The sequence below is a fragment of the Streptomyces sp. NPDC038707 genome, from assembly GCF_040636485.1.
Classification (GTDB): Bacteria; Actinomycetota; Actinomycetes; order Streptomycetales; family Streptomycetaceae; genus Streptomyces.
Map to the genome: position 1 here is coordinate 52,857 of NZ_JBEZUP010000029.1, position 26,420 is coordinate 79,276.

Consider the following 26,420-nt stretch of genomic DNA (forward strand, 5'->3'; position numbering starts at 1 on the left):
CTAGCGTCGGTCCGGCTTCCCGTCACCGTCAGTTCGGACCGACATGACCACAGCACTTGACCAACGCCTCGGCGCCGGCCTGCTCCACCACGCGAGCACCCATCCCGGCCGTGTCGCCCTGACCATCGGACGCCGCGACTACACCTACGAGGAGGCCGCGGTCACCGCCCGCCGGTGGGCCGCGGCCCTCGTCGAGGCGGTCGGCGAACGCCCCCGCCGGGTCGGCGTGTTCGCCCACCGCAGCGAGGTCTCCTACCTGGGCGTGGTCGCCGCCCTGTGCGCCGGCGCCGCCTTCGTGCCGCTCAACCGGAAGTTCCCGCAGGAGCGGACGCGGACCATGCTGGAGCGCGCGGACGTCGATGCCGTGCTCGTGGACGCCGCGTCCGCACCCCAACTCGCCGAGTTGCTCCCGCGGATACCCGGGCGGCCGGCGGTCCTGCTGCCGGACGCCCGGCGGGCCGACGTCCCGGGGCTGGCGGGACACCCGGTGCTCGACGCGGTCGATCTCGCGGGTTTCCCCCCGCTGCGGGCGCTGCCCGAGCCGGCTCCCGACGAGCCCGCGTACCTGCTGTTCACGTCGGGCAGCACCGGAGTCCCCAAGGGCGTGCCGGTCACCCACGGCAACGTACGCGCGTTCCTGCGGGCCAACCAGGACCGCTACCGGCTCACCCCCGAGGACCGGCTCAGCCAGACCTTCGACCAGACCTTCGACCTGTCGGTCTTCGACCTGTTCATGGCCTGGGAGAACGGCGCCGCGGTATGCGCGATGGACCCCATCGAACTGCTCGCGCCCTCCAAGTACCTGGAGCGCAACGGCATCACCGTCTGGTTCTCGGTGCCCTCGGTCGCCGCCGTGCTGCGCAGGCGCGGAGCGCTGCGGCCGGGCAGCATGCCGACGCTGCGCTGGAGCCTGTTCTGCGGGGAGGCGCTGCCCCGGGCCACCGCCGAGGCATGGCAGGCGGCGGCGCCGTACTCCACCGTGGAGAACCTGTACGGGCCGACCGAACTCACCATCGCCTGCACCGTCCACCGCTGGGACCCGGTGACCAGCCCCGCCGCGTGCGTCCACGACAACGTGCCCATCGGGCGCCCCTACCCGGGGCTGCACACCCTGGTCGTGGACGAGCGGCTGACCGAGGTCCCCGAGGGCGAGCCCGGCGAGCTGTGCGTGGCCGGCCCGCAGACCACGCCCGGCTACTGGCGGGCACCGGAGCTGACGGCCGAGCGCTACTTCGAGCACGCCGGCCGCACCTACTACCGCACCGGTGACCTGGTACGGCACCTGGACGGGCAGTACGTCTGCCTCGGCCGCAACGACCAGCAGGTCAAGGTCGGCGGGCACCGGGTCGAACTGGGCGAGATCGAGGCCGCGCTGCGCCGGGCCGGGGCCCTGGAGGCGGTGTGCCTGCTGCGGCCGGAGGACCAGACGATCACTGCCGTGGTGTCGGGCGCCGTCGACCCGGACGCCCTGGCCGACGCCTGCGCGGCGGACCTGCCGGCCTACATGGTGCCGAAGTCCGTGCACGTCGTCGAGGAGATGCCGGTCAACACCAACGGCAAGGTGGACCGCGCGGCACTGCGCGCCCGGCTGGCGAAGCAGGAGCAGGAGCAGAAGCAGGAGCAGGAGCAGACGGCCGGGCGCCGCTGAGACCGCCCGCGGCATGACCACCCGCACACGAACCAACGCAGGAGGGGAACCATGAGCAGCGTCGACGCCCTCATCGCCCGCACCCTGGGCATCAGCGAGGACCGCGTCACCACCGCCCTCGAATACCAGTCGATCCGGGAGTGGGACTCGCTCGGCCATGTCTCGCTGATGGCGGCGCTCGAAGAGGCGTACGGGGTGACGATCGACGACGAGCTGACCCTCACCCTGCGCTCGGTGCCGGCGATCCGGGCACTGGCCGAGGGAAGCGCCCCCGGCACGGCACCGGCGCCGGCGGAGCGGCCCGCCGTGCACCGGGGCCTGGACGGCATCAGCTTCGACCGCACCACGATCACCCGCATCGACGGCACCGAAGGTGTCCTGGAATACCGCGGCTACAGCATCCACGACCTCGCCGAGAACGCCTCCTTCGAGGAAGTGGCCTATCTCCTGATCCACGGTGAACTGCCCGACGCCGCCGCCCTGTCGGCGTTCGAGAAGGAACTGCGCACCGCCCGCGAGCTGCCCCGGCCGGTACTCGACCTGGCCCGGTCCCTGGCCGGCGCGCACCCCATGGAGGCCCTGCGCACCTGTGTCTCGGCACTCGGCGCCTTCGGCCCCCGGCGGGACGCGGGCACCGACGAGACCTACGACGAGGCCCGGGAGGCCGGTGTCGCGCTGCTCGCCCGGATCCCGATGATCGTCGCCGCCCACCACGCCTACCGCACCGGCCGGGAGCCCTCGATCCCGGCGGAGGAGACCTCCTACGCCGACGCCTTCCTGACCGCGCTGCTGGGCGAGCGGCCCACCCCGGCCGCCGTACGGTTCATCAACAAGGGGTTCATCGTCCACGCCGACCACAGCTCCAACGCCTCGGCGTTCGCCGCCCGCGTCGCCGTCGGTTCCCGGGCCGGGATGACGGCCGCCGTCACCGCGGCCGTCGCCACCTTCGCGGGGTCGGTGCACGGCGGCGCCGCCGAACGCGTGGTCCGGCTCGTCGACCAGGTGGGCACGCCCGAACGGGCCGGGGAGTACGTGGCCGCCCTGCGCGGCCGGGGCGAGCCGGTGATGGGCTTCGGCCACCGCGTCTACCGCACCGAGGACCCGCGGGTCCGCCATCTGCGGGCCACCGTCGTGGAGCTGAGCCGGGAGCGCGGCGACAGCCTCGGCCTGGACATCCTCGACGCCGTCACCGCGGCCATGCGCCCCTACGGCCGCTACGGCCTCGCCCCGAACGTGGACCTCTACGCCGGGCTCGCCTACCGCCTGCTCGGCCTCCCCGACGACCTCGCGGTGCCGCTGTTCGTGGTGGGCCGTACCGCGGGCTGGGTGGCCCAGGCCCTGGAGCAGCACGCGAACAACGTGCTGATCCGGCCGCTGCTGGAGTACGTGGGCCCGCGGGGCCGGACGTACCCGTCCGAGCGGCGGGCGGAGGCCCGATGAGCGCGCTGGTCAGGACCCGGCTGGCAGGCCGCGAGGCCGGGGTGTACGGCCTGCCGGAGTTCGCCGGGGCGAGCGGCTTCGACCTGGCGGCCGTCCCGTACACCGGGCGGGTGCTGCTGGAGTCGCTGCTGCGCGGCGGGGACACCGCCGCGGCCGCCGCCCTGGGCAAGCGGCTCGCGGCGGGGGAGGAGCCCGGCCTGGAGATGCCGTTCCGGCCCGCCCGCATCCTGGTCCAGGACTACACCGGCATCCCGCTCCTGGTGGATCTGGCCGCGCTGCGCGACCGCGTGACCGAGCCGGCCGGGGTCAATCCGGCGCTGCCGGTCGACGTGGTCGTGGACCACTCCGTGCAGACCGACTTCGCGGGCCGCCCGGACGCGCTCGCCCGCAACGAGGCACTGGAGCTGGAGCGGAACAACGAGCGGTACGCGTTCCTGAAGTGGGCCGAGGGCGCCTTCAGCGGACTGCGCGTCATCCCGCCCGGCAGCGGCATCGTCCACCAGGTCAACCTGGAGCGGCTGGCCACCGTCGTGACGCGCGGAACCGGTGACGTGTTCCACCCGGACACCGTGATCGGCACCGACAGCCACACCACGATGGTCAACGGCCTCGGCGTCCTCGGCTGGGGGGTCGGCGGTCTGGAGGCGGAGGCCCTGATGCTGGGGCTCGCGCAGCCGGTGCGGATACCGGCCGTGGTGGGTGTGCGCCTCACCGGGGCCCTGCGCCCGGGGGTCTCCCCGACCGACGTGGTCCTCGCGCTCACCGAGCGGCTGCGCCGGGAGAACGTACGGGGCCTCATGCTGGAGTTCACCGGCCCGTCGGTGGCCGCGCTGTCCGCCCCGGACCGCTGCACGATCGCCAACATGGCACCCGAGTACGGTGCGATGTCCGCCTTCTTCCCGGTGGACGACGAGACCCTGGACTACCTGCGCCGCACCGGCCGTACCGAGGCGGAGACGGACCTGGTCGCGCAGTACTGCCGGCGCCAGCGGCTGCTGCGCGACGGGCAGGAGCCCCGGTTCGGGCGGGTGATCGAGTTCGATCTCGGCCAGGTCGGACCGAACCTGGCCGGGCCGAGCCGCCCCGACCAGCGGATCTCGCTCGCCGAACTGCCCGGCTCGTTCGCCGCCCTGCACCCCGGGGCGCCGCGCACCGAGGCCGGTGTCCGCGACGGAGACCTCGTCATCGCGTCGATCACCTCGTGCACCAGCACCTCCAACCCCAGGGCGATGCTGGCGGCCGGTGTGCTGGCCCGGCGGGCCGTGGCACGCGGGCTGACGGTCCCCGGGCACGTGAAGACGAGCCTGGCCCCCGGATCCCGCGCCGTCACCCGGTACCTGCGCGCGGCCGGCCTGCTCGACGATCTCGAGCGGCTCGGTTTCCACGTCACCGGGTACGGCTGCATGACCTGCAACGGCGGCAGCGGCCCGCTGAACGAGGGCGTCGGCGCGGCCGTCGACCGCGCGGGCCTGACGGTGGCGGCGGTGCTCAGCGGCAACCGCAACTTCGAGGCCCGGGTGCACGCCCAGGTCCGGGCCGGGTACCTGGCCTCGCCCGCCCTGGTCGTCGCGCTGGCGCTCGTCGGACACGTCCGCGCCGACCTGGAACGCGAACCGCTGGGCACGGACGCCGACGGCCAGCCGGTGTTCCTGCGCGACCTGTGGCCCGACGACGGGGAACTGCGGCGCCTGGAGGCCGAGTTCGTCACGCCGGACGTGTTCGCCGACGACCCGGCGGCGCGGACCGGCTGGGACGCCGTACCCGCCCCCCGGGCGGACGTCTTCGCCTGGGACCCGCACTCCACCTACATCCGGCCACCGGCCTACGCCGACGCCGGGCCCCGCTCCGGCCCGCTGACCGGCGCCCGGGCGCTGCTCGCCCTCGGCGACGACGTCAGCACCGACCACATCTCCCCGGTCGGCGCGATCCCGCCCGCCTCGCCCGCCGGCCGGTACCTGGCCGGACACGGCGTACCGGAACGGGAGTTCAACTCCTACGGGTCACGGCGCGGCAACCACGAGGTGATGGCGCGCGGCACCTTCAGCAACCCACGGCTGCGCAACATGCTGACCGGCGACGGGGACAGCGGCGGCACCACCCTGCACCTGCCGAGCGGCGAACGGCTGCCCGTGTACGAGGCGGCACGCCGGTACGCCGCCGAGGGCACCCCGCTGATCGTGCTGGCGGGCCGCTCCTACGGCATGGGGTCATCGCGCGACTGGGCCGCCAAGGGCCCGTGGCTGCTGGGCGTCCGGGCGGTCCTCGCCGAGAGCTTCGAGCGCATCCACCGCGCCAACCTGTGTGCCATGGGCATCCTGCCCCTGCTGCTGCCGGAGGGCCGCGGCTGGGCGGACCTCGGGCTCACCGGGCACGAGGAGTTCCGGCTGGCCCTGGAAGGAGCGCGGGAGACCGGCACGGCGCGCGTCACCGCCGGCGAAGTCTCCTTCGCCGTCCGGGCCGACGTGCAGTCCGCGGGCGAGTGGGACGTCCTGCTGGCGGGCGGCACCCTGCCCTACCTGCTGCGCCGGCTGCGGACGAAGGAGGCGCGATGAGCGTCCTCGACGCGCTCGGCCTGCGCGCCGCCGCCGGAGCGGACGCCCTCGCCGCCGGCGAGAAGTCGTTCCAGCCGGTCCACCTGGGCACCCAGGACGTCACCATCGGCGCCCTGCTGGACCTGCTGCACAGCGAGCCCGACCTGCTGCCGCCGCGCACCGGGCACCTCGGCAACTGGGAGGACATCGCGCTCGGGCGGTCGGGGCCGATGGACTTCAACACCGCGATCTGCGGCGCGGGGCACGGCTATCCGCTGATCTACGGCTTCACCCGCACCGAGGCCGCCACCGAGGGCGGCGACGAGGCGTACCAGCCGGGCTCGCTGATCGAGCAGGGCAAGCGGGACCCCCTCACCCTGTACACCTGGGACGGCCGTGCCTTCGTACGGCGGGACCGGAGCCGGCCGCTGTTCTGCCCGCTGACCCAGGCGGAGGTGGACGGCAGCCTGGTGCCGCTGGCCGACCTGCACTGGCGCCGGATGCGCACGATCCCCGGCTACCGCTTCCGGCGGTGGGCCGATGTCCTGGTCGCACACGCGCCACTGGTCACCGACATGCTCACCCTGCTCATAGAGCAGGCCGACGCCACGGCCAAGCAGGGCACCCGGCTGTCCGAGCTGATCAGCCAGGCGGTCCGGCTGGACGGCGACGTGTCCCGCTGCGACCTGGCGGCCGACGGCACCGGATACGTGCTGGACGGCTACCGCTACCCGTCCGCCCGCGCGCTGGCCGAGGCCGCGATGGCGCTGGTACGGGCCCTGGTAGCACCGGCGGCGTTCTTCGAGCAGTTGCCCGGGCTGCCGCCGGTGCTGCCGGTGATGTCGCTGCAACTGACCAACGTGCTGTTCGGCCTGCTGGACACCCACCACCCGGACCGCCCGGCCGGCCCGCCGGAGAGTCCGTTCATCACGCATGTGCACTGGGGCGCGCGGGCCATGGCCGGATGCCCGCCGCGGCGCGGCGGCTACTTGACGCGCCGCTCCACCGTCCGCTCGCTCCGGGCCATCACCACCCCGCTGGTGCGGGGCTTCGGCCAGGCGGCACCGGTGGCGTTCGTCCTGCTGCCCGCCCAGGTCTTCATGCTCTGCCCGCCCAGCACCTCTCCGGCCGACGCCGACCTGCTCGCGGACCTGTTCCGACGGGTGCGCGCGGCCGGGCCCGACGCCGCCCACGCCACCGCGCTCGGCTGGCTCGGAGAGCACGGCCAGAAGCTCTCCGCCTATCTGCGCGACCGGTTCCGGCCCGGCACCGGTGTGCCGGCGGACGGCACGCCGCGCGACCCGGCGGTGCCCGTGGAGCCGGACGGCTTCCGGGCACTGACGTTCCGTCAGGCAAGCGGCACGGTCGCCGCCTTCGAGGAGGTGCTGGGGTGAGGTTCGCCCACCGCGTCCTGTCCATCGGCCTCAAGGAGCCGTTCGTCAGCAACACCGGCGTCACCACCGAGGTGCGCCAGAGCATGGTCGAGCTGACCTGGGAGGATCTGCGCGGGTACGGCACCGCGCGCGGCGCCGACCCGGCCGAGGTGGCCGCCTGCGCCCCGCTGCTGGCGGGCGCCGGGTCCCCCTACGAACTGCGGCGGGTGCTGGACCGGCTGGCCGAGGCCGGCATCGGACCCGCCGCCCGGGCGGCCGTCGACATGGCGCTGCACGACCTGCTCGGCAAGGCCTGCGGGCAGCCGCTGCACCGGCTGTGGGGCCTGGCCGGACTGCCGCTCGCGCCCACGGCCCTGTCCATCGGCGCCTGCCCGGACGCAGAACTCCTCGCCCGGGGCCGGGCCTTGGCCGACTGGCCGGTGCTGAAACTCAAACTCACCCCGCGGGACGACGGCAGCCGGGCCGGGCTGCTCCGCTCGGTCTACGGCGGCCGCATCCGCGTCGACGGCAACGGCTCCTGGAACCCCGAGGAGGCGGTGCGGGTCGCCCGCACCCTGCACGGCCACGGCGTGGAACTCCTCGAACAGCCGGTCCCGCCCGGCGATCCGGAGGCCCTGCGGTACGTCCACGAGCGCTCGCCGGTGCCGGTCTACGCCGACGAGGACTGCGCCGGACCGCAGGACATCCCGCGGCTGCGCGGCCGGGTGAGCGGCGTCAACGTCAAGCTGGTCAAGTGCGGTGGGCTGCTCGCCGCCCGCGAGACCGTGACACTCGCCCGCCGCGCCGGGCTGCGGGTGATGCTGGGCTGCAAGCTGGAGAGCGCCCTCGGCGTGACGGCGATGGCCCAACTGGCGCCGCTCGCCGACGAACTGGACCTGGACGGCCATCTCGGACTGGTGGGTGACCCGTTCACCGGCGCGGCCGTCGACCGTGGTGTGATCGGTCTGCCGACGGCTCCCGGCCTCGGCGCCACCACGACCAGCACGGACTACGGAGACAACTGACATGCGACTGCGCTGTGCCGTCCTCGACGACTTCCAGAACGCGGCCCTGGACTCGGCCGACTGGAGTCCGGTCGAGGACCGCGTCGAGGTCGTCATCTTCCGCGAGCACATCGCCGACGAGGACGAACTCGCCACCCGCCTGGCCGACTTCGAGATCGTGGTCACCCTGCGCGAGCGGGTCCCGTTCCCGGCCACGCTGCTGGACCGGCTGCCCCGGCTCCAGCTGCTCATCGCCTCCGGCATGCGCAACTCGGTCATCGACTACGCGGCCGCCGAGCGCAACGGGGTGACCGTGTGCGGCACCGCCAGCTCCTCCACCCCGCCGGTGGAGCTGACCTGGGCCCTGCTGCTGGGCCTGGCCCGCAACCTCGTCGCCGAGAACAACGCGCTGCGCGCGGGCGGCCCCTGGCAGTCCACCGTCGGCGCCGACCTGCACGACCGCCGGCTCGGCCTGCTGGGCCTGGGCAAGATCGGCAGCCGGGTGGCCCAGGTGGGCCTGGCCTTCGGCATGCGGGTCAGCGCCTGGAGCCAGAACCTGACCAAGGAACGGGCCGACGAGGTGGGCGTGGAACTCGCCGCCTCCAAAGAGGAGCTGCTCAGCAGCAGCGACTTCGTCTCCGTCCACCTCAAGCTGAGCGACCGCACCCGCGGCCTGGTCGGCGCGGCCGAACTCGCCCTGCTGAAGCCGACCGCCTACCTGATCAACACCTCACGAGCGGCCATCATCGACCAGGACGCCCTGCTCGCCGCGCTGCACGAGGGCCGGATCGCCGGCGCCGGACTCGACGTCTTCGACACCGAGCCCCTGCCCGCCGGCCACCCGCTGCGCTCCGCGCCCCGGCTGCTCGCCACCCCGCACCTCGGCTACGTCTCGCAGTCCAACTACGCGGCGTACTACAGCCACGCCGTCGAGGACATCCAGGCGTACCTCGCCGGCGAACCGGTACGCCGGCTCGGCTGACCGGCTGACCGGCTGACCGGCTGACCGGCTGACCGGCTGACCGGCTGACCGGCTGACCGGCTGACCCGGCCGCCCACCCGCCGGTGGCCGGCCGGGCACGCGGGCGCCCCTCAGTCCCCACCCCTGCACCTTGGAGATCCACGTGAGCCAGCAACGCCGCATGATGAAGCTCGGCGCGTTCCTGCCCGCGCCGGGCCACCACGTCGCCGCCTGGCGTCATCCGCACGCCCGGCCCGACGGCGGTCTCGACTTCGACTACTACCGCGACCTGGTGCGGACCGCCGAACGCGGCCTGTTCGACATGGTCTTCCTCTCCGACGGAGCGGGGGTGCGCACGAAGTACCGGGACGCCGACGAGCTGAGCCGGCAGGGCCGCATGGTGCACTTCGAGCCGCTGACCCTGCTGTCCGCGCTCGCCGTGCACACCACGCACATCGGCCTCACGGCCACGGCCTCCACCACCTACAACGAGCCCTTCAACGTGGCCCGGATGTTCGCGTCGCTGGACCACCTGAGCGCCGGCCGTTCCGGCTGGAACGTCGTCACCTCCGCGACCGACGCCGAGGCCCGCAACTTCAACCTCGACCGGCAGCCCGACCACGCGGCCCGCTACCGTCGGGCACGCGAGTTCATGGAGGTCGTCACCGGGCTGTGGGACAGCTGGGAGGACGACGCCTTCCTCTACGACAAGGCCTCCGGCCGCTTCTTCGACCCGGACAAGCTGCACATCCTCGGCCACCGGGGAGAGCACTTCCAGGTCCGCGGCCCCCTCAACGTCGCCCGGCCGCCCCAGGGTCATCCGGTGATCGTGCAGGCCGGATCCTCGCCCGACGGCCAGGACTTCGCGGCCCGCTGGGCCGAGGTCGTCTTCACGGTCCAGCAGACCCTGGACGGCGCCCAGACGTACTACCGCGGGCTGAAGAAGCAGGTCGCCGACTACGGCCGCGACCCGGACGAGGTGAAGATCCTGCCCGGCGCGTTCATCGTCGTCGGCCGCACCCAGGCCGAGGCGGAGGACAAGTACGCCACCCTCCAGGACCTGGTCGACCCGGTCGTCGGGCTGGGCATGCTGTCGTACCAGCTCGGGATGGTGGACCTCGCCGGCCACGACCTCGACGGCCCGCTGCCCGAGCTTCCGCCCACCGAGGGGTCGACCAGCAAGCAGCAGCTGATCTACGAGAAGGCCCGCAGGGAGGGCCTGACGATCCGCCAGCTGTACCTGTCCGTGGCCGCGGGGCGCGGTCACCGGTTCCTGCTGGGCACCCCCGAGAGCATCGCGGACGCGCTGGAGGAGTGGTTCGTCGCCGAGGCCGCCGACGGCTTCAACATCATGCCGGACTACCTCCCCGACGGCCTGGACGCGATCGTCGAGCTGCTCGTGCCCGAACTCCAGCGGCGCGGGCTGATGCGCACCGCGTACGAGGGCACCACGCTGAGGGAGCACCTCGGGCTGCGCCGGCCGGCGTTCCGCGGCGCGGCAGGGGTCTCCTCGTGACCGTCGCGGAGACGGCCCTGCGGTCGGTGCTGCGCGCGCACCCCTCCGGTGTCGCGGTGCTCACCGCCCGGGGCCCGGCCGGACCCGCGGGCGTGACCATCACCTCCCTCACCTCGCTCAGCGCCCGCCCCGCCCTCGTCTCCTTCGCCCTGGCCGACACCTCCAGCACCTGGAAGCTGATCCAGGACGCCGAGTGGTTCGGGGTGCAACTGCTGGGAGCCCACCAGGCGGACCTGGCCGAGCGGTTCGCCACCCGGGGCACCGACCGGTTCGCCCCGCCCACCGCCTGGCACACCGGCCCGCACGGGGTGCCGCTGCTCGACGACTGCCCGGGCTGGCTCGTGTGCGCGAGGCGCGACCGGTTCCGGGTCGGCGACCACCACCTGGTGGTCGCCGCGGTCGAGCACGTACGGGAAGGCGAGGCCGCCGCCGGCCTCGTCCATCTCCACGGGGGCCTGCGGCCGGTCGAGTCCACCATCGTGTCGAGGATCTGAGAGTCATGCCCAAAGTCCTGCTGTTCTCCCGCCAGCCGCTCACCGACCGCCCGCTGCACGAGTGGCTGGACGACACCGCCGACAGCGTCGTGCTGATCACCACCGCGAAGGCCGTCGAAGGCGCCGAGGACATCCTCGCCGAGCACTTCCCCATGCACCGCCTGGTGCCCGACTACCACTCCTGGGCCACCGAGCAGATCGCCGAGGAAGCCGCGCGCGAGCACGGAGCCGATCTGGTCGCGAGCACCAGCGAGAGCGACGTGCTGCGTGCCGCCCGGCTGCGGGCCAGGCTGGACCTGCCCGGCCAGCGGCCCGACTCCGCGACCGCCTACCGCGACAAGGTGGTCATGAAGCGGATCGCCCGCGACGCCGGGATCCGGGTGCCGGCGTTCACCCCCGTCGACAGCGTGGCGGACCTGCTCGGCTTCCTGGAGACGGCCGGCTTCCCGGCGGTGGTCAAGCCCCGCTTCGGGGCCGGCTCGGAGGGCGTCACCGTCCTGCGCGGCCCGGCGGACGTGGCCGGCTTCCTGGCCCGGCAGCGCGCGGCGGAGGTGCCCTATCTGCCCGGGCAGTGGATGGCGGAGAGCTTCGTCCACGGGGACTTCTTCCACGTGGACGGCATCATGCGGGACGGCCGCGCGGTGCACGCCTGGCCGGGTCAGTACCGCGGCAGCGGCATCGCGCAGCGGGTCTGGGAGGACTCACCCCTCAGCAGTGTGATGCTCGCGCCCGACGACCCCCGGTTCACCACGCTGACCGCGCTGACCCGGGACGTGATCGCCGCGCTGCCGGCCGCCCCGCTGCCGCTCGCCTTCCACCTGGAGGCATGGATCGACGACGCCACCGGGGAGCCGGTGCTCTGCGAGATCGCCAGCCGGGCCGGCGGCGCGCTGATCGCCCACGCCTACGAGAGGGTCTTCGGCGTCCAGCTCGCCAAGGAGGGCCTGCGCGCCCAGTGCGGCAGCGCCCTCACCCTGACCGCGCAGCCGCCGGCCCCGTCCGAACTCGCCGGCTGGACCCTTCTGCCGCCCGGTTACGGCGCGTTCGTGCCGCCGGCCGAGCCCTGCCCTGTGCCCACGGCGGAACTCACGCTCCAGATGGCACCGGGTGCGGTGGGGCGAGGTGTGGAGCACCTCACCCAGGCGGCCGCCGTCGGCCTGGTGGCGGCGCGCAGCGCGGAGGAGGTCCACAAGGACCTGGACGAGCTGGTGCGCTGGTGGTACGCCGCCACGTCCTGGGTCCCCACCGAGCCGGTCACCTCCTGACGGCCGCCGCGCCAAGGCGGTCGTGGCGGGAGGTCGTCACCCGCCCGGAGGTGCCGGCTCCGGGGCGGGTGACGCGGGGGAGCGGAAGCGGTGAGGTGACCCGTCGTTCCTTCTCCCAGGGTGCCGCCCGCCAGTTCGGCGGGCGGGCGGCACCTCAGACGGTGGAGTAGTAGTGCTCGGGCCGGCCGCTGTCCCCGTACTTCAGGGTGAGGTGCAACCTCCCCTCCTCCTCCAGGTACTTCAGGTACCGCTGTGCGGTGGACCTGCTGACCCTGGCCTGTTCCGACACGTCGTGGGCGGACACCGGCCGGCCGGCCCGCGTGACGATCTGCCGGATCAGCTCGGCCGTGCGCTGTGTGTACCCCTTGGGCATCGGAGCCGCCGCGGCCGGAGCGCACAGGCTGCCCAGGAGACGGTCGATCCTCTCCTGGTCCAGCTCGGTGTCGCGAAGGGCCCCGCGCAGCCGCGCGTAGGCCTCCAGCTTGCCGCGCAGCGCCTCGAAGGTGAACGGTTTGACGATGTACTGGAGCACCCCGGCCCGCAGCGCCTCCCGCACGGAGGCGGTCCGGTTGTCCGCGGTCACCATGAGGACGTCGACGGCCGGCCCCTCCCGGCGCAGCCGGCGGGTGAGCGACAGGCCGCTCTCGTCCGGCAAGTAGTGGTCCAGAAGCACCAGGTCGACGCCCCCGGCCTGGACGGCGGCGAACGCGGAGGCCGCGTCGTGCACCCGCCCCACGACCCGGAAGCCGGGCACCCGGGACACGTACCGGGCGTTGATGCCGGCGACGTAGAAATCGTCGTCCACGACAAGCACGTCGATCACGAGGCGTACCGTTCGCCGGAGGACACCTTCCCGGGCAGCCGTACGGTGAACACCGCGCCGCCGCCCGCGCGTCCGGACACGGACACCGTGCCGTCCCGCTCGTGCGCCAGCCGCCCGACGAGGGCCAGGCCCAGGCCGAGGTGGCCGGCGCCTGTGTGCCGTTTGGTGGATGCTCCCTCGATGAAGATCCACTGCCGTCTCTCCGGTGGCACGCCCGGACCGTTGTCCGACACCCGCAGCTCGGTCATGGATTCCCGCTCGTGCAGGCGCACTTCGACACGGGGTTCGTCCCCGGCGGCCGGCCGGTGCCCGGCGAGCGCGTCCACGGCGTTGTCGATCAGGTTGCCCAAGATGGTGATCAGGCCGGCCGAGGACCCCGGTTGCCGTCCCAGCCGGGAGCAGCCGCTCACCGAGAGCCGTACTCCCTGGGCCTCGGCGGTCATGACCTTGCCGACGAGCAGGGCCCGGACGAGCGGATCCTCGACCTCGGGCGGAATGTCCTCCCAGTCGTGCGTGGCGAGTTCGAGCAGTCCGACGAGGGTGTGCAGGATGTTGCGCCGTTCATGTCTGCGTGACACGTCCGGCAGGTGCGCAGGAGGCCGCAAGGCAGGCAGACACGTGATCATCAAGCCCCGTTCCTAGTCCCCGTGCATACGATTCGGTCATGGCGGCCGAATCGCATGCCATCCGATCAAGCCAGCGCGGGAGGATGGTTGCCCCCGCCACGCTGTTGGCGGATTCTCGGCGCCGCCGGAATTCATTGATCCGGATCAACGACGGCAGCGGCAATCCCTGTTGGGCAAAGAGATTCTTTAAACAAGGTGTTTACCGGGGAGTGTTTCCGGGAGATTACCGGGCATAGCAGAAAGCACGGCCCCGGCGGCGATCACCATGATCAGTGTGATCCGCACCGTCGGTCCGGGGCTGCCGCGCCACCGGGTCTGGCGGCCTGCCCCGTATCCTGAACCGCGTGGGTGACGAGGGGGAAGCGCCGAGCCGGCCATGACGCACACGGGTGGCGGTGGCCCGCGAGCACGCGGCGCGTGGTCGCGGGAGGTCGCGATCACGGCGATGGCGTTCGGATTCTGTCTGCCCGGCGGGACGACGCGGGTCGGCGACACCCTGTCGGCGCCGCCTGCCGCCGCCTGCGTCATCGCCGTGGTGTCCTGCTCCGTGGCGGCCGTGCGGCACCGGGCACCCCTGGCCGCCCTGGCGGCCACGACCGCGGCCGGCCTGCTGGTGCCGCTCCTGCACCTCCTGCTGCCCCCGCTCATCGAGGTGCTCACTTCCGTGGCGCCGGCCGCCGCCGTCCCCCTGCCCGGGGACTTCTCGTGGAAGGACGCGAGCAGGATGGGAGTGGTGGCGGCGGCCCCGCTGGCGGCCGGCCTCCTCAGCCACTCGGTGCGGAACCGACGGGCGCTTCTGTCCGCCGTGGAGGAGCGGGCCCGGCGGGCCGAGAAGAGCCGGGACAGCGAGGCGCGCCGGAGAGTGGCCGGGGAACGGGTGCGCATCGCCCCGGAGCTGCACGACCTGGTGGCCCATCAGATCGCCCTCGCCCGCGCTCAGGCCACGGTCGCCGCCCACTTCTTCGGCACCCGCCCCGAGCAGACCCGCAAGAGCCCCGGGCAACTCGTCGTGATCACCGCCGCCGCGCTCGACGGCCTGCGGGCCACGGTCGGTCTGCTGCGCCGGTCCGGGAACGCGGCCGCCCCCGCCGGACCGGCGCCCGGCACCGGGGCGTCCACGGCTCCGGATACGAGTGTCCTGGTCACCGGCGCTCCTCCCGCCGGCCGCATGCCGTCAGCCCGCCCACGGGCCGGCACCGCCGGAAGGCCCGCCGTTCGGTCCGGTACAGGAAAGTCGTCACTGGCCGATCACTCCAGACACCAGTGGGGTACGCGGGATCCCGCGCGCCTCCCGCACTTCCCTGTGGCGCCCCGCACCGGGCATCGTTCCCCGCAACCGTCGTGCCCTGGTGCACCCGGACCAGCCACTCACCTGTCCTGGTGCCTGCGCACTGCACGCCGAGGCGCCGCCCAGACCCTGAAGGGGCGCGCGACGTCCCGGACCACGGCCGCGCATTCCGGCAGGAAGCAGCAGTGTGTCCGGCGGCCCTCGCGGATCCGCCGGACACACGGAGAGCTCGCGGCACCCTCGTGGCGTCAGTGAGCGGGGTCGTGCTTCGCCGGGTGGACGGAGGGCGGCACGGCGTGCCGCGGAGGAGCGGCGCTGGGTGCCTGTGGCCGGCTGTGGCGGAATTGGGCGGACGAGACGTACTCGTAGCCGGACCACACAGAGCCGCCGCGCCATGCGGATCCGTCCCAGACATAGGCCGAGGCGGACGTCCCGTAGTAGCCCTGCCCGCAGGCCTGCCAGCCGCCCCAGTCGTATACCAGCTCGGGGCCCCGGGGTCCGGGGAACTCGCCCCCTGCCTGGCTCGTCGCTCCGTACTTCCAGTCGCTGGCGCGGCACACCGCCCAGGCGGAACCGTTCCACCGGTAGACGGTGGCCCGCGTGGCGGCCCAGCCGGACAGACCGGTCCCGCACCCTTGGGTGAGCGCGTAGGTGTGGGAGTACGCGAGGTTGCCGGAGAACACTCCCGGTTGCTTGTGGTCGATTCCCGCGTCTCCGTGGACGCACAGGCCGGAACCGTTGTACACGGTCACCGACCTGGCCCAGGTGTACGCGTTCGCCGGGTGCGTCCAGACGACGGCCGTCAGCAGGGCCACGACCGTGCACAACACGGCTTTCAGAGTCAGACGGAATGCTGCCATGGTTCCTCCGTTTCTCGATTCGCCTGTGCACCGGTTCCCGGGGCTGCCCCAGGTGCCGCCCGGCGGCGGAGTCCTGCCGGACGGCACGACCAGGCCGGCGGCGTCGGTCGGAGAAGGAGCGGTCGGCGGAACAGGCTGGGATGCGCGACATGGCCGGTACACACACGGCCCCACGGGACGAGATGCCTTTCCAGGACTGCGAACCGGATGGCCCCGAGAAGGGTGAGCTTCCGTCGGCTCACCGCATCCCACCATAGGTGATCCGGCCGGCCCACGCCTGCCGGCAGCCGTGGCGGCCCGCCCGGTGAACACCTCCCGCCGGCGCCGAGCCCCGCCGGGCAACACATCCGCTGGGCGATGACACGCTCGTGAGCCGCCGGACAACCGCCCGGCCGTCCGGCGAATGACATGCGCCGAGCGGTACTCCCCACCATGTCATTGACCCTGGCCACGAGGGCTGGTCAAGATGGCGGGATGGCGAAGATCCACACGGCGAGACTCACGGCGGGGGGACCGACCTGGGATCTCAGACCCCCCTCCCGGCCGGGCGGGAACCCGGCGAACAGGCGGGCACTTCCCACGAGGGCAGCGGATGTCAGCGCCCACATGAAGCGCAACCTGGCGCGGCTCACGGAGGCGCTGAAGGGCGGCCGGGAGGAGCTTGCGCGCGACTTGCTGAAAGAGGCGCGATTCCTCCTTGGGCAGCATCCGGCCCTGTTCGACGAAGCCGTTCGCCGCAAACTCGCTGCCGCGTCCACCTTGCTTCGCTCATCGGCGTGGAGACAACAGGCCGCGCGACAGCGGCACGGCCGACGCCCGTAGCGCCGCGCGGTACCGTGCACGATCAGACGTCGGCCGGGTGTTTGACCATCCGAACGAGATGCGCCCCCGTGGTGGACCTCCCGGCGTGGACACTGGCTCGCCGGAGGTGCTGGAGATGATCGAGGTCGTGTTGAAGCTGTCGGCCCGTGCCTTGGAGCATGCGGACCTGGCGTCGCTCGGGTGGGCGGGGTCGGATCATCACCTGGCCAATGTGGCCCGGCAGTTGGAACGTGCTCGGAGCGGGGAGGCCGACTACCTGGCGGTGTGCCCTCCGACGAACATCCCCGTAGCGAAGGTCGGCGTCGACTACCAGGTCAAGGAGGGTGTCGGCACCTTGTGGCAGCTGGCGGTGCACCCCGCATTGCAGTCGTGCGGGATCGGCACGTTCCTTGTCGAGGCAGCGGAACTGCGCACGAGGAACCGCGGCCTGCGGCAGACGGAACTGGCTGTGGAGGAAAGCAACCCCCGGGCACGCGCGCTGTACGAGCGGCTGGGCTATGTCGCGTACGACTGCCGACCGGACTCGTGGGACGAGCAAGCCCCTGACGGATCGTTGCGACGGTACGAAACGATGTGCACGTTGATGCGGAAGGAACTCGCGTCAGCGCGGTCACCTTCACGGGACCTGCCGACGGACGCGGCGGCGGAACCGGTACTCGGCGGGGCGTCAGCCCAGCTGATCCACCGAATGCCGAGCCGCTCGACCTGGGCGGCCTCTGCCGCGTCAAGCCCGCGCGACCGGTGACCTCAGGCAGGAAGACCGGCCCTTCCCAGCCGAGTTGACCCGCCGCGTCCAATTGCTGCGGCCCGAGCAGCAGTTCCAGCACTACCGCTGTGGCCTCGGGAGGCAGCCACGGTCGCGTCCCGGCGCGTCCGCCAAGTCGAGACCCTGAACGGCGACTTCCGGCACCCTGGTGAGCAGGAACTCCGGAAGAGTCCGCGGCGAGCGCGGTGCCTCGGACCAGGGTTCACATCGTGTCGGAGATCCCACTCGGACTCGGACACCCCGGCAACCGGGAAAGCTCCACGGCTTCGCAACGGAACGCTTCCAGCACACGACCCTGAACTGGCTCCAGGACGCTGTCGTCCTCCCGGACGACTTGTCGCCCGACCGTGACCCCGGACGGGAGCACCCATGAACGTGGCTGACGGGGGAGGTTGCCCCGATGTGTGTCTGTAAGGATCGGCGGGCGGCGCACATATACGGGCCGGAGGGGATGTGAACGCGATCGATGAGCAGCGCTTCACCGCGCTGTACAGGGAACACCATCCGGCTGTGGACGCGTACGTGCGCCGCCGGCTGGGTGGTTCCCCGGCGAGCGACGACGTAGTGGCCGAAGTGTTTCTGACCGCGTGGCGGAAGCTGGAGGCGATACCGCGCAAGGCGGTCCTGCCCTGGCTGTACGCCACGGCCCGGCGGACGCTGGCGAACACCTACCGTGCCGAACGGCGCCGGCTGGACCTGGCGGAGGAGGTGGCGCGTCAGCCGCACGCGCACGCGGCCGATCCGGCGGAGGGAGTGGCCGGGCAGCTCGCCGTGGCCGCGGCATTCGCGGCCCTGAGCGAATCCGACCGGGAGGTGTTGCGCCTGGTGTCATGGGAGGAGTTACCGGCCCGGCAGGCGGCGAAGGCCGTCGGCTGTTCCACCGCGGCCTTTCACGTGCGCCTGCACCGCGCCCGCGCCCGGCTGCGCCACCACCTCGACCTCGCTCAGCAGAGCCCGGCCCCACAGGCCTCCGCGACCGTTGGAGGAGCAGATGCGTGAACTCGACCAGTCCCTGCGGGCGATGAATCCGGTGGCCGTGGGACGTCCCGCGGACGAGACACGGCTGGAGGACATCCTCGCCCTGCCGAGAGACACCGTCGCCGCGCCGCGCTCCTCGTCGCGGCCGGCGCTGCGCTGGTGGCTCGCCGCAGCCGCGACGGCCACCGCGGCGGCGGTCGCCTTCACGGTGACCGGCCCGTTCGGGACGGCGTCCCAGCCCGCCCTCGCGCTGACCCCCGTACCGCTGGCCTACCAGCCGAGCGGACGGCCGGCCGCGGAGGTGCTCCGGGACATGGCCGACCGGGTCGCGGACCTGCCCGACGACAGGCCCGCCCCCTGGAAGACCGAGCACTTCGTGTGGGACTCATGGTCCTTGTCCACCCGCGTCGACGACATCCAGGTGACATCAGCCGTCATACCCGAGCACCGCGAGACATGGCAGAAGTCCGACGGTTCGGCCCACTGGAAGACCAGGACTCTGCCACCCGAGTTCCAGAACAGGCACCAGCGCGAGCTCTGGGAGGACGCCGGCGCACTGGGCCGGACCCCGCAGCAGAGCACCGGCTCGGGCGACGCGTCACCTTCGACCGAGCCGCCCACCACCGTGCAGGGGATGCGGGCATGGCTGGCGAACGGGCAGCGGATGGGACCGGGTCTGCTCTACGAAGTGGTACCCGAACGCTTCCAGGACCACGTGTTCTCCCCCGCGCAGCGAGCGGCGCTCCTGCGTGTTCTGGCGGACACGAAGGGCATCGTCCACACGGGCAAGGTCAAAGACCGCGCGGGACGTACCGGCGAAGCGTTCTCCCTCACCGGACGCTTCGGCGGCCTGCCCGACCGGCGGACGCTGATCCTCGATCCGCGCACAGGGAACCTGCTCGCCAGTGAGGAACAGATTCTGGACGATACCGGCAAGCTCAACGTCAAGCCCTACTCGGTCATCGGCTACATCACCTTCGTGAAATCCGACCGGCTTGCCTGATGCCTCAGCCTTGTCGTCCAGGGGACCTGGACCTTGGCGCGCGACCACGTCACGTGGCGCAGGGCGTCGTGGCGGGAAGGCGGCCCGCGTGGAAGGCAGTGGGTGACACGCCCATGAGCGTATGGAAGTCGGCCGCCAGGTGGGACTGGTCGTAGTACCCGGTATCCGCGGCAAGGCCCGCCCACTGTGCGGTGCCCGCCCTGGCCAGCACGCTACGGACCCGCTGGATACGGGCGAAGCGCTTCGGGGCCAGGCCGACCCGGTCGGTGAACAGGTCGCGCAGATGGCGTTCGCTGACCGACAGCCGCCGGGCCAGTGCGGCGACCCTTTCCCCGGTGCCGGACAGCGATTCGACGGCCTCGCGGAGCAGGGGGCCGCGCGGGTCCGCGTCGTCCCGCAGGCATGCGAGCAGTGCTTCCCCGATCCCTCGCAGGACCGAGCCGGCGTCGGACAGTTCGTTGAGACGGTGTGCGAGGCGGGCGGCGCGCGCACCCCACAATTCGGTGAGCGGTACGGCCCGGTCCCGCAGTTCGCCGACCGGGACACCGAACACCGACCTGGCCACACCGGGACGCAGCCGGGCCCGGACGCACATCGGCAGTTCCTTCCCCGGATGGTAGGAGGCGCGGCTGCGCGGGCCCACCACATGCAGGTCGCCGTCCCGCGGAGCAGTCCTGCGGTAGACCAATGCCGTGGTGACGTCGGGGAGGTGGACGAGCGGCAGGAGCCCGTCGGGCCGTATCAGCGTCACGTCCGCGATCCAGGGCCGGAGCGCGGGCATCGGGATCATCGTCTCCACGCCGGCCACTCTACGGCTTGCCGAATCTTCCTATACCGGCCGGGCAGCGGGGCGGCAGAGTGCTGGACATGATCCTTGTTACGGGTGCGACGGGCACCATAGGCACGGAAGTGGTCCGGATCCTGGCCGAACGGGGCGAGCGGGTCCGAGCCATGACACGGAACCCGGAAGGCGCGAGCCTGCCGGCGGAGGTCGTGCGGGGCGACTTCGACGACCGCGGCTCTCTCGACGACGCGGTGGCCGGGGCCGACGCGGTCTTCCTGCTGGACGCGCCGGGGCCCTGGATCGAGCGCCACGACCTGGCGATGCTCGACGCCGTACGGTCCCACGGCGTCGCAAGAGTGGTGAAGCTGTCAGCCATCGGCACCGGAGAGTACACCGGACTCAGGACCAGCGCCTGGCACCTTCCCGGTGAACGCGCGCTACGGGCGGGGCGTACGGCCTGGACGATCCTTCGGCCGAGCAGCTTCGCGACCAACACCTTGCACTGGGCCTCCGACATCCGAGCGGGGCGGCCTGTCGCCAACCTGACCGGGAAAGGCGCTCAAGGCGTCATCGACCCCCGAGATGTCGCCGAGGTGGCGGTCGCGGCGCTGACCGCACCCGGTCACACGGGCAGGACCTACACGCTGACGGGCCCCGAGCTGCTGAGCGCGCACGAGCAGGCGGAGATTCTGCGGAAGGTGCTCGGCCGGCCGGTTGAGATCGTCGACGTGCCGCTGGAGGCGGCGAAGCAGCGGATGATCGCCGCCGGCCGGGACCCGGAGTCCGCCGAGGACGCGCTGCGCGGTCAGCGGTTCATCGCCGAGGGAGGCAACGCACGGCTGACCGACGACGTGGCGACCGTTCTCCACCGCGGGGCCCGTACGTATGCGACCTGGGCCGCCGACCATCGGGCGGCGTTCGGGGACCGGTGACGTCCGAGCGCGTCGCGAACGCGGCCTTGACCTCAAAGCCGAAGTCCGTGATCAGTTCTCGCCTCGGGCGGCCTTGGAGCCCCGACGGAGAAGCCTGGAGAGTCGGTCGGCTTGCCGCTCAGCCGTTCCCGGCGGGTTGCGCGGCTGCCGAGGGTCGTCGAACGACAGGAGGAACAACCACACGAGAGCCAGGAGCCGACGGCACGCCAGCAGCCGTGCCCGTTCCGCGCGGCTCAGATCGAAGTGATGCAGGAACGTCTCGACGTCCAGAGGCTGGTCGACCCAGCCGGCCACGTGTTCCGTGATCTCCGCCAGTTCGAAAGGCCGGTCGCTCCGACCGGATTCCTCGAAATCGACGACCCGCACGCGAGTGCCGTCCCACAGATAGTTGGCGAGGTTCCCGTCACCCGGCCCGAAGACCGGCGGGACGTCCGGCGGGGTGACATCCTCCAAACCCGAGTGAGCCAGCCAGTCCAGCCCCAGATCCATGGCTTCCGCCACCTCATTGCTGACGCGGGGGCGGATCTGTGGTGTCCAGGCCCGGATCCTGGTGATGAGTTCATGCTGACGGCCGGGCCGGACCGGAATCTTCGCCAGCGCGTCCGCCGGCACCGCCGCATACATCTCGTTCGTTGCCTCGGCCAGTGCCTTGAGCTGATCTTCGCCGAGTACCCGGCCTCGGAGCGGCTCCCCCGGCAACCGCGACATCACCACGACCGGTTCCTCAGCGGAAAGGTCGACGCTGTGAGGAACGGGAGCCAAGCCTGGTGCGCAGGCGGAAAGCACGGTCAACGCCTGCCATTCGCGTGCGCACTCCGCGTGGCTCCCGCGTCGGAATCTCTTGATCACGCTATGGGGATTCAGCTCAATGGTGTGCGTACTCCAGGCGACGGCAGTCATGAACCACGATCCTTCCAGTAGCCCCCGCAGAACAGGACACGCGGGCCGGGCGGCTGCCGGCTCATGGGGATCTCGACCCTGCCTGATCGCCGGGTGCCGCGCCGTCGGAGAGGGCGAGGCGGACGGGCTCACCCTAGCCGGTGCCGCGGCGGGTGAGTGCGGTGAGCGTGGGCAGTCCCTCCACGTCACCGTCGGTGGCCAGTAGGCGATCGCGTCGATCACCTCACGGTGGTCCCGCCAGCGGCCACCCCGTCTCGGCGTCCGGTCCGGGAGCAACGGCTCGATCCCCGCCCACTGCGCATCAGTCAACGGCACAACCAGACCAACGAACGACTGATCCAAGTGAGACAGTTTAGGCTCGTGGCTGGTCACGGTTGCCGACGAGGGGGTTCCGAAGGATGAGCGGGCGAGTGACGGCGGTCAGCAGCAACGGGGAGTACGCGTTCACCAAGCCGAACCGGGACAGGATCACACTGCTCGCCGGGCTCGGGGTGGAGGGGGACGTGCACGCCGGTGTGACGGTCAAGCACCGTTCGCGCGTCGCGCAGGATCCCACCCAGCCGAATCTGCGCCAGGTCCACCTCATCCACGAGGAGCTCTTCGCCGAGGTCGGCGAGGCGGGGTTCGACGTGGCGCCCGGCGAGCTCGGCGAGAACATCACCACGCGCGGTATCCAGCTGCTCGGTCTGCCGGTCGGCACACTGCTGCGCATCGGCGATTCCGCGGTCCTGGAAGTCACCGGCCTGCGCAATCCCTGCGCGCAGATCGACCGCTTCCAGGACGGGCTGCTGAAGCAGGTCGTCGGCCGCGACGAGGCGGGGAACATCGTGCGCAAGGCCGGCATCATGAGCATCGTGAGGGAAGGCGGCGTGGTGCGCCCCGGCGACCCGATCGAAGTGGAACTCCCCAGCGGTCCGCACCGGCCCCTGGACCGGGTCTGACCGCCGTCCCGGGCCCGCCGTGACCTGACCGCGGTCGCCCGGCATCCTCGTGCGCCGCGCGCACCGCGTCTCGGCGAGTCACCGAAGAACTCCACCGAAAGGCCAGGTCAGGGCGCTGAGGTGGTGGAACCACCCCCGGCCGCCCTGGGGCAAACCCCCGGTCCGAAGCGGTGCTTGCAGGCTGTCCCGCACGCAGGGGGCACGCCCAGACTCGGTGGCATGACGATCTCGCCGCAGGCCGCGGTCCTGGCCACACCACCCGACGTTCCTTCCCGTGCCCCCGGGGCCGGCAGTGACTTCTCCCGGCTGTCCCGCCGGATCACCGAGGAGGGACTGATGCGGCGCCGCCCCGGCTACTACGCGGCACGGCTCGGGCTCGTCGTCGGGCTGACGGCGGCGGGCTGGGGCGCCTTCCTCGCGGTCGGGGACAGCTGGTGGCAGCTCGCGGTGGCCGCCTTCCTCGCCCTGATGTACGGCCAGACCGCGCTGGTGGCCCATGACCTGGCGCACCGTCAGGTGTTCCGGCGCGACCGGCCGAGCCGCATCTGGGGCCGGATCTTCGGCAACCTGGGGATCGGCATGAGCTACGGCTGGTGGATGAACAAGCACACCCGCCATCACGCCAACCCCAACCACGAGGAACTGGACCCGGACGTCGCCCCGGACATCCTCGTGTGGTCCACCGCCCAGGCCCGTGACAGCCGGGGCCTGGCCCGTCTCATCGGCGGCCACCAGGCGTGGCTGTTCTTCCCGCTGCTGACGCTGGAGGGCTTCAACCTGCACGTGTCGAGCGTGCGGGCGCTGCGCTCGCCGTCCATGAAGCACCGCACGCTGGAGGCCGGGCTGCTCCTCCTGCACTTCGCCCTCTATCTCTCGGCACTGTTCCTGGTGCTCCCGCCCGGCAAGGCGGTGGCGTTCCTCGCCGTGCACCAGTGCCTGTTCGGCGTCTACCTGGGCTGCACCTTCGCCCCGAACCACAAGGGCATGCCCACGCTCAGCGGCGACGAGCGGCCCGACTTCCTGCGCCGCCAGGTCCTCACCTCCCGCAACGTCCGCGGCGGCCGGCTCACCGATGTGCTGCTCGGCGGGCTCAACTACCAGATCGAGCACCACCTCTTCCCCGGCATGCCGACCCCGCATCTGCGCCGGGCCCGGGTCATCGTGCGCGCGTATTGCGCACAGATCGGTGTGCCCTACCACGAGACCGGCCTGATCGGCTCCTACCGCGAGGCCCTCGCACACCTGCACCGGGTGGGAGAACCGATCAGGCGGCAGCGCCGGGCGGCTGCCTGACCGCGGCCCCCGCACCACGATGAGCCATGGACCAGGCGGCGGCGGACCGTACCGAGCGGTCCGGACGGAACGGCCGTGACCGTCAGCCCGCCGGCCGACCGGCCCCGGGCGGCGGCCGGTGCGCGCGCCCGGTGGGGGAGGGGCCGGCGGGGGCTTACTTGGACTCGACTCGTCCTACCGGGTCGGGGCCGTTCGTCAGCGCCTCGCGCACGGCCGGCCAGGCGTTGTCCCCGGGGTCGAGCCGCGTGCGGAGGTAGGCCGCGGTGAGGCGGGCGACGGCGGCGACGCGCGCGGGGTTCTCGTCGGTGGTCTCGGCGGCGTCGTACCCGGCGATCCCGCCGAGTCCGTGTTCCGCGTCGAACAGGGTGAGCAGGGTCTTGGGTCCGGGGGCGAGGTGATAGGGGTCGGCGTGCCAGTCCGGTCCCCTGTCCGTGAAGTGCCGGGAGTCGTCCTTGTCGCCGGCGACGACCAGCGCGGGTGCGGTCATGGTGGAGAAGTCGACGGCGCCGATGACCGGCCACTGCCCGGCCATGGGCCCGTTGAAGGCGTCACCGCCCCGGCCGGGCGCGGCGAGCAGTACGCCGGCCTTGATCCGGGGCTCGACGAGGCGCACCACGTTCCCGGTGCCGGGGTCGGTGAGCCCGGCACCCAGCAGGAGGGCGGCGGTGAAGCCGCCGAGCGAGTGTCCGGCGAGGCCGATCCTGGCGCGGTCGATCCGTCCCGCGAGCTGCGGCACGGTGCGTTCGATCACGTCGAGCCGGTCGAGGATGTGGGTCATGTCCTCGGCGCGGGACCGCCAGAAGTCGGGCGCGCCCGGTGCGTCGGCGACCAGGTGGCTCAGGGTCCTGGAGGTGAGGTGGGTGGGCTGGACGACGACGAATCCGTGGGCGGCCCAGAAGGTGGCGAGCGGAGCGTAGCCGTTGAGCGAGGAGAGGTTGTTCGAGGGGCCGTGACCGTGGGAGAGCAGGATGACGGGGAGGCCGGTGCCGGTCGCGGGCGCGGAGACGCGTACCTCCAGGTCGACGGGACGTCCGGGCACGGGGAGGACCACGGGGCTGAAGGACAGGACCGGGGCGGGCGCGCCCAGGGCGTCGGTGGCGGCGGAGGTGCTCATGAGGGGGATCCCTTTCGGTGGCGCCTGCCGGTCTCCCGCGACCGGCGACGAGCAGGGCGAACAGGGCACGCCGCTTCGGCTAAGCTGAAGCGGAACAATGCTCCGCTTAGTATCCGGAGCGTTGCTCCGCTTTGTCAACGGCATGGAAGGAGCAGGTGATGGCCGCCGACAGCCCCGCAGGGCAGTCACCGTCCCGAGGCAGGCGGGCCGACGCCCAGCGCAACCGGCAGGCGGTGCTCACCGCCGCCGCGGAGGTGTTCGTCACCTCGGGTGTCGACGCGCCGATCCGCCAGATCGCCGCCCGGGCCGGCGTCGGGATGGCCACCATCTACCGCCACTTCCCGACCCGGGCGGACCTCGTCACGGCCGTCTACCGCCACCAGATCGAGGCATGCGCCGAAGCCGGTCCGCACCTGCTGGCGAGTGCGGACTCCCCGATCGAGGCGCTGCGCCGCTGGATCGACCTCTTCGTGGACTTCCTCGTCACCAAACACGGACTCGCCGACGCCCTGCAGTCCGACGACGACCGCTTCGCCGCGCTGCACACCTATTTCCTGGACCGTCTGCTGCCCGTCTGCGCGGAGCTGCTCGACGCCGCGGTCGAGGCCGGTGACATCAGGCCCGGCACGCAGCCGTACGAACTGATGCGCGGCATCGGCAACCTCTGCGTCGGGCGCGACAACGACCCCCGGTACGACCCCCGCCGCCTGATCGCCCTCCTCCTCCGGGGACTCCAGGGGCCGGACACGCCCTGACGCCGACGGGCGGCAGCGCGTCCGCGCCGGCGCTCCGGAAGGGCCGCAGGGAGCTCCCTCAAAGAAGTACTTTGAGCGTCTCAAAGTACAAGTGTTAACGTGTTCGGTGTGAAGACAGCTGTGCGCCCCCATGAAGCCATGAGCCCCCTGCTCGTGGTGCGCCTGCATGTCGACCTGTGCCGCTGTATGTCCGCGGTCTGTTGCCGCGCGCTCTGACCGGCAGCATGCAGCGGCGCCGCCCGTAGCGCGGGTGCGCCGCCCCCGTCCCCCCTTCCGTATCCCCGTTGGCCCTCACTGGAGTGT

Annotated in this window: 23 protein-coding genes and 2 pseudogenes; 18 read left to right on the top strand and 7 right to left on the bottom strand. The window is 72.3% G+C overall.

What is annotated here, in order from left to right; genetic code table 11:
* Window positions 1-43 precede the first annotated feature (43 nt).
* The 9 genes from AB0E62_RS30235 (at window position 44) to AB0E62_RS30275 (ending at window position 12,232) form a co-directional block, all read left to right on the top strand.
* Entirely contained in the window at window positions 44-1,648 is a 1,605-nt protein-coding gene (locus AB0E62_RS30235) for an amino acid adenylation domain-containing protein (protein ID WP_362200771.1), read from the top strand.
* 51 nt (window positions 1,649-1,699) lie between these two features.
* Window positions 1,700-3,088, top strand: a complete 1,389-nt coding sequence (locus AB0E62_RS30240) for a citrate/2-methylcitrate synthase (protein WP_362200774.1) — start codon at window positions 1,700-1,702, stop codon at window positions 3,086-3,088.
* A complete protein-coding gene (acnA, locus tag AB0E62_RS30245; protein WP_362200777.1) occupies window positions 3,085-5,640 on the top strand; it encodes an aconitate hydratase AcnA in 2,556 nt (851 codons plus the stop codon). Before AB0E62_RS30240 ends, acnA begins: the two co-directional genes overlap by 4 nt.
* Window positions 5,637-7,013 (top strand): DUF6025 family protein, encoded by a 1,377-nt coding sequence (locus AB0E62_RS30250; protein ID WP_362200780.1) that lies wholly within the window; start codon window positions 5,637-5,639, stop codon window positions 7,011-7,013. Before acnA ends, AB0E62_RS30250 begins: the two co-directional genes overlap by 4 nt.
* A complete protein-coding gene (locus AB0E62_RS30255) occupies window positions 7,010-8,017 on the top strand; it encodes a dipeptide epimerase (RefSeq protein WP_362200783.1) in 1,008 nt (335 codons plus the stop codon). The genes AB0E62_RS30250 and AB0E62_RS30255 overlap by 4 nt, the downstream gene beginning before the upstream one ends.
* Before the next feature lies 1 nt (window position 8,018).
* A complete protein-coding gene (locus AB0E62_RS30260) occupies window positions 8,019-8,978 on the top strand; it encodes a D-2-hydroxyacid dehydrogenase family protein (RefSeq protein ID WP_362200786.1) in 960 nt (319 codons plus the stop codon).
* Window positions 8,979-9,120: 142 nt separating this feature from the next.
* Window positions 9,121-10,473, top strand: a complete 1,353-nt coding sequence (locus tag AB0E62_RS30265; protein ID WP_362200789.1) for an LLM class flavin-dependent oxidoreductase — start codon at window positions 9,121-9,123, stop codon at window positions 10,471-10,473.
* Entirely contained in the window at window positions 10,470-10,967 is a 498-nt protein-coding gene (locus tag AB0E62_RS30270; protein ID WP_362200792.1) for a flavin reductase family protein, read from the top strand. Before AB0E62_RS30265 ends, AB0E62_RS30270 begins: the two co-directional genes overlap by 4 nt.
* A 5-nt stretch (window positions 10,968-10,972) precedes the next feature.
* Window positions 10,973-12,232 (top strand): hypothetical protein, encoded by a 1,260-nt coding sequence (locus AB0E62_RS30275; protein ID WP_362200795.1) that lies wholly within the window; start codon window positions 10,973-10,975, stop codon window positions 12,230-12,232.
* A 154-nt stretch (window positions 12,233-12,386) separates the two neighbouring features.
* Here AB0E62_RS30275 and AB0E62_RS30280 read toward each other — a convergent pair whose 3' ends face one another.
* Both AB0E62_RS30280 and AB0E62_RS30285 read right to left on the bottom strand, forming a co-directional pair.
* Complete coding sequence (locus tag AB0E62_RS30280) at window positions 12,387-13,055, bottom strand: response regulator (protein ID WP_362200798.1); 669 nt, start codon at window positions 13,053-13,055, stop codon at window positions 12,387-12,389.
* Entirely contained in the window at window positions 13,052-13,633 is a 582-nt protein-coding gene (locus AB0E62_RS30285) for an ATP-binding protein (protein ID WP_362200801.1), read from the bottom strand. The genes AB0E62_RS30280 and AB0E62_RS30285 overlap by 4 nt, the downstream gene beginning before the upstream one ends.
* 424 nt (window positions 13,634-14,057) lie before the next feature.
* Between AB0E62_RS30285 and AB0E62_RS30290 the strand changes: the two genes are divergently transcribed.
* Window positions 14,058-15,224, top strand: a complete 1,167-nt coding sequence (locus AB0E62_RS30290) for a histidine kinase dimerization/phosphoacceptor domain-containing protein (RefSeq protein WP_362200804.1) — start codon at window positions 14,058-14,060, stop codon at window positions 15,222-15,224.
* Here the strand turns inward: AB0E62_RS30290 and AB0E62_RS30295 are convergent.
* The gene (locus tag AB0E62_RS30295; RefSeq protein ID WP_362200807.1) at window positions 15,218-15,829 is read right to left on the bottom strand and encodes a hypothetical protein; all 612 of its coding nucleotides are present in this window, start codon (window positions 15,827-15,829) and stop codon (window positions 15,218-15,220) included. The genes AB0E62_RS30290 and AB0E62_RS30295 overlap by 7 nt on opposite strands.
* A gap of 606 nt (window positions 15,830-16,435) precedes the next feature.
* Here AB0E62_RS30295 and AB0E62_RS30300 point away from each other — a divergent pair.
* The 4 genes and pseudogenes from AB0E62_RS30300 to AB0E62_RS30315 all read left to right on the top strand — a co-directional run bounded on the left by AB0E62_RS30300 (window position 16,436) and on the right by AB0E62_RS30315 (window position 19,398).
* Window positions 16,436-16,651 (top strand): hypothetical protein, encoded by a 216-nt coding sequence (locus tag AB0E62_RS30300; protein ID WP_362200810.1) that lies wholly within the window; start codon window positions 16,436-16,438, stop codon window positions 16,649-16,651.
* Between the two features lie 115 nt (window positions 16,652-16,766).
* Window positions 16,767-17,252, top strand: a pseudogene (locus AB0E62_RS30305) (N-acetyltransferase); the annotation flags it as partial.
* 618 nt (window positions 17,253-17,870) lie between these two features.
* Complete coding sequence (locus AB0E62_RS30310) at window positions 17,871-18,416, top strand: RNA polymerase sigma factor (RefSeq protein WP_362200813.1); 546 nt, start codon at window positions 17,871-17,873, stop codon at window positions 18,414-18,416.
* Window positions 18,409-19,398 (top strand): CU044_5270 family protein, encoded by a 990-nt coding sequence (locus AB0E62_RS30315; RefSeq protein ID WP_362200816.1) that lies wholly within the window; start codon window positions 18,409-18,411, stop codon window positions 19,396-19,398. The genes AB0E62_RS30310 and AB0E62_RS30315 overlap by 8 nt, the downstream gene beginning before the upstream one ends.
* A gap of 49 nt (window positions 19,399-19,447) precedes the next feature.
* On the opposite strand, the gene AB0E62_RS30320 is transcribed toward AB0E62_RS30315, so the two are convergent.
* Window positions 19,448-20,188 (bottom strand): helix-turn-helix domain-containing protein, encoded by a 741-nt coding sequence (locus tag AB0E62_RS30320; RefSeq protein ID WP_362200887.1) that lies wholly within the window; start codon window positions 20,186-20,188, stop codon window positions 19,448-19,450.
* A 77-nt stretch (window positions 20,189-20,265) separates the two neighbouring features.
* On the opposite strand from AB0E62_RS30320, the gene AB0E62_RS30325 reads away from it, so the two are divergent.
* The gene (locus tag AB0E62_RS30325) at window positions 20,266-21,114 is read left to right on the top strand and encodes an NAD(P)H-binding protein (RefSeq protein ID WP_362200818.1); all 849 of its coding nucleotides are present in this window, start codon (window positions 20,266-20,268) and stop codon (window positions 21,112-21,114) included.
* 51 nt (window positions 21,115-21,165) lie between these two features.
* Here AB0E62_RS30325 and AB0E62_RS30330 read toward each other — a convergent pair whose 3' ends face one another.
* Window positions 21,166-22,014: an aminoglycoside phosphotransferase family protein gene (locus AB0E62_RS30330; RefSeq protein ID WP_362200890.1), complete on the bottom strand. Its 849-nt coding sequence runs from the start codon at window positions 22,012-22,014 to the stop codon at window positions 21,166-21,168.
* 177 nt (window positions 22,015-22,191) lie between these two features.
* A pseudogene (locus AB0E62_RS30335) lies at window positions 22,192-22,386 on the bottom strand (transposase); the annotation flags it as partial.
* 26 nt (window positions 22,387-22,412) lie between these two features.
* On the opposite strand from AB0E62_RS30335, the gene AB0E62_RS30340 reads away from it, so the two are divergent.
* Together AB0E62_RS30340 and AB0E62_RS30345 are read left to right on the top strand one after the other, a co-directional pair.
* Window positions 22,413-22,955, top strand: a complete 543-nt coding sequence (locus AB0E62_RS30340; protein ID WP_362200821.1) for an MOSC domain-containing protein — start codon at window positions 22,413-22,415, stop codon at window positions 22,953-22,955.
* A gap of 219 nt (window positions 22,956-23,174) precedes the next feature.
* Window positions 23,175-24,248, top strand: coding sequence for an acyl-CoA desaturase (locus tag AB0E62_RS30345; RefSeq protein WP_362200824.1), 1,074 nt, complete (start codon window positions 23,175-23,177; stop codon window positions 24,246-24,248).
* A gap of 154 nt (window positions 24,249-24,402) precedes the next feature.
* Here AB0E62_RS30345 and AB0E62_RS30350 read toward each other — a convergent pair whose 3' ends face one another.
* The gene (locus AB0E62_RS30350; RefSeq protein WP_362200827.1) at window positions 24,403-25,362 is read right to left on the bottom strand and encodes a chlorophyllase; all 960 of its coding nucleotides are present in this window, start codon (window positions 25,360-25,362) and stop codon (window positions 24,403-24,405) included.
* Between the two features lie 158 nt (window positions 25,363-25,520).
* On the opposite strand from AB0E62_RS30350, the gene AB0E62_RS30355 reads away from it, so the two are divergent.
* Window positions 25,521-26,117, top strand: a complete 597-nt coding sequence (locus AB0E62_RS30355; RefSeq protein ID WP_362200830.1) for a TetR/AcrR family transcriptional regulator — start codon at window positions 25,521-25,523, stop codon at window positions 26,115-26,117.
* Window positions 26,118-26,420: the final 303 nt, after the last annotated feature.

Coding starts and splice junctions, on each gene's coding strand:
- AB0E62_RS30235 (WP_362200771.1), top strand. CDS start 44: ATGACCACAGCACTTGACCAACGCCTCGGCGCCGGCCTGCTCCACCAC.
- AB0E62_RS30240 (WP_362200774.1), top strand. CDS start 1,700: ATGAGCAGCGTCGACGCCCTCATCGCCCGCACCCTGGGCATCAGCGAG.
- acnA (WP_362200777.1), top strand. CDS start 3,085: ATGAGCGCGCTGGTCAGGACCCGGCTGGCAGGCCGCGAGGCCGGGGTG.
- AB0E62_RS30250 (WP_362200780.1), top strand. CDS start 5,637: ATGAGCGTCCTCGACGCGCTCGGCCTGCGCGCCGCCGCCGGAGCGGAC.
- AB0E62_RS30260 (WP_362200786.1), top strand. CDS start 8,019: ATGCGACTGCGCTGTGCCGTCCTCGACGACTTCCAGAACGCGGCCCTG.
- AB0E62_RS30275 (WP_362200795.1), top strand. CDS start 10,973: ATGCCCAAAGTCCTGCTGTTCTCCCGCCAGCCGCTCACCGACCGCCCG.
- AB0E62_RS30290 (WP_362200804.1), top strand. CDS start 14,058: ATGACGCACACGGGTGGCGGTGGCCCGCGAGCACGCGGCGCGTGGTCG.
- AB0E62_RS30295 (WP_362200807.1), bottom strand. CDS start 15,829: ATGGCAGCATTCCGTCTGACTCTGAAAGCCGTGTTGTGCACGGTCGTG.
- AB0E62_RS30300 (WP_362200810.1), top strand. CDS start 16,436: ATGAAGCGCAACCTGGCGCGGCTCACGGAGGCGCTGAAGGGCGGCCGG.
- AB0E62_RS30315 (WP_362200816.1), top strand. CDS start 18,409: ATGCGTGAACTCGACCAGTCCCTGCGGGCGATGAATCCGGTGGCCGTG.
- AB0E62_RS30320 (WP_362200887.1), bottom strand. CDS start 20,188: ATGATCCCGATGCCCGCGCTCCGGCCCTGGATCGCGGACGTGACGCTG.
- AB0E62_RS30325 (WP_362200818.1), top strand. CDS start 20,266: ATGATCCTTGTTACGGGTGCGACGGGCACCATAGGCACGGAAGTGGTC.
- AB0E62_RS30330 (WP_362200890.1), bottom strand. CDS start 22,014: ATGACTGCCGTCGCCTGGAGTACGCACACCATTGAGCTGAATCCCCAT.
- AB0E62_RS30340 (WP_362200821.1), top strand. CDS start 22,413: ATGAGCGGGCGAGTGACGGCGGTCAGCAGCAACGGGGAGTACGCGTTC.
- AB0E62_RS30345 (WP_362200824.1), top strand. CDS start 23,175: ATGACGATCTCGCCGCAGGCCGCGGTCCTGGCCACACCACCCGACGTT.
- AB0E62_RS30350 (WP_362200827.1), bottom strand. CDS start 25,362: ATGAGCACCTCCGCCGCCACCGACGCCCTGGGCGCGCCCGCCCCGGTC.
- AB0E62_RS30355 (WP_362200830.1), top strand. CDS start 25,521: ATGGCCGCCGACAGCCCCGCAGGGCAGTCACCGTCCCGAGGCAGGCGG.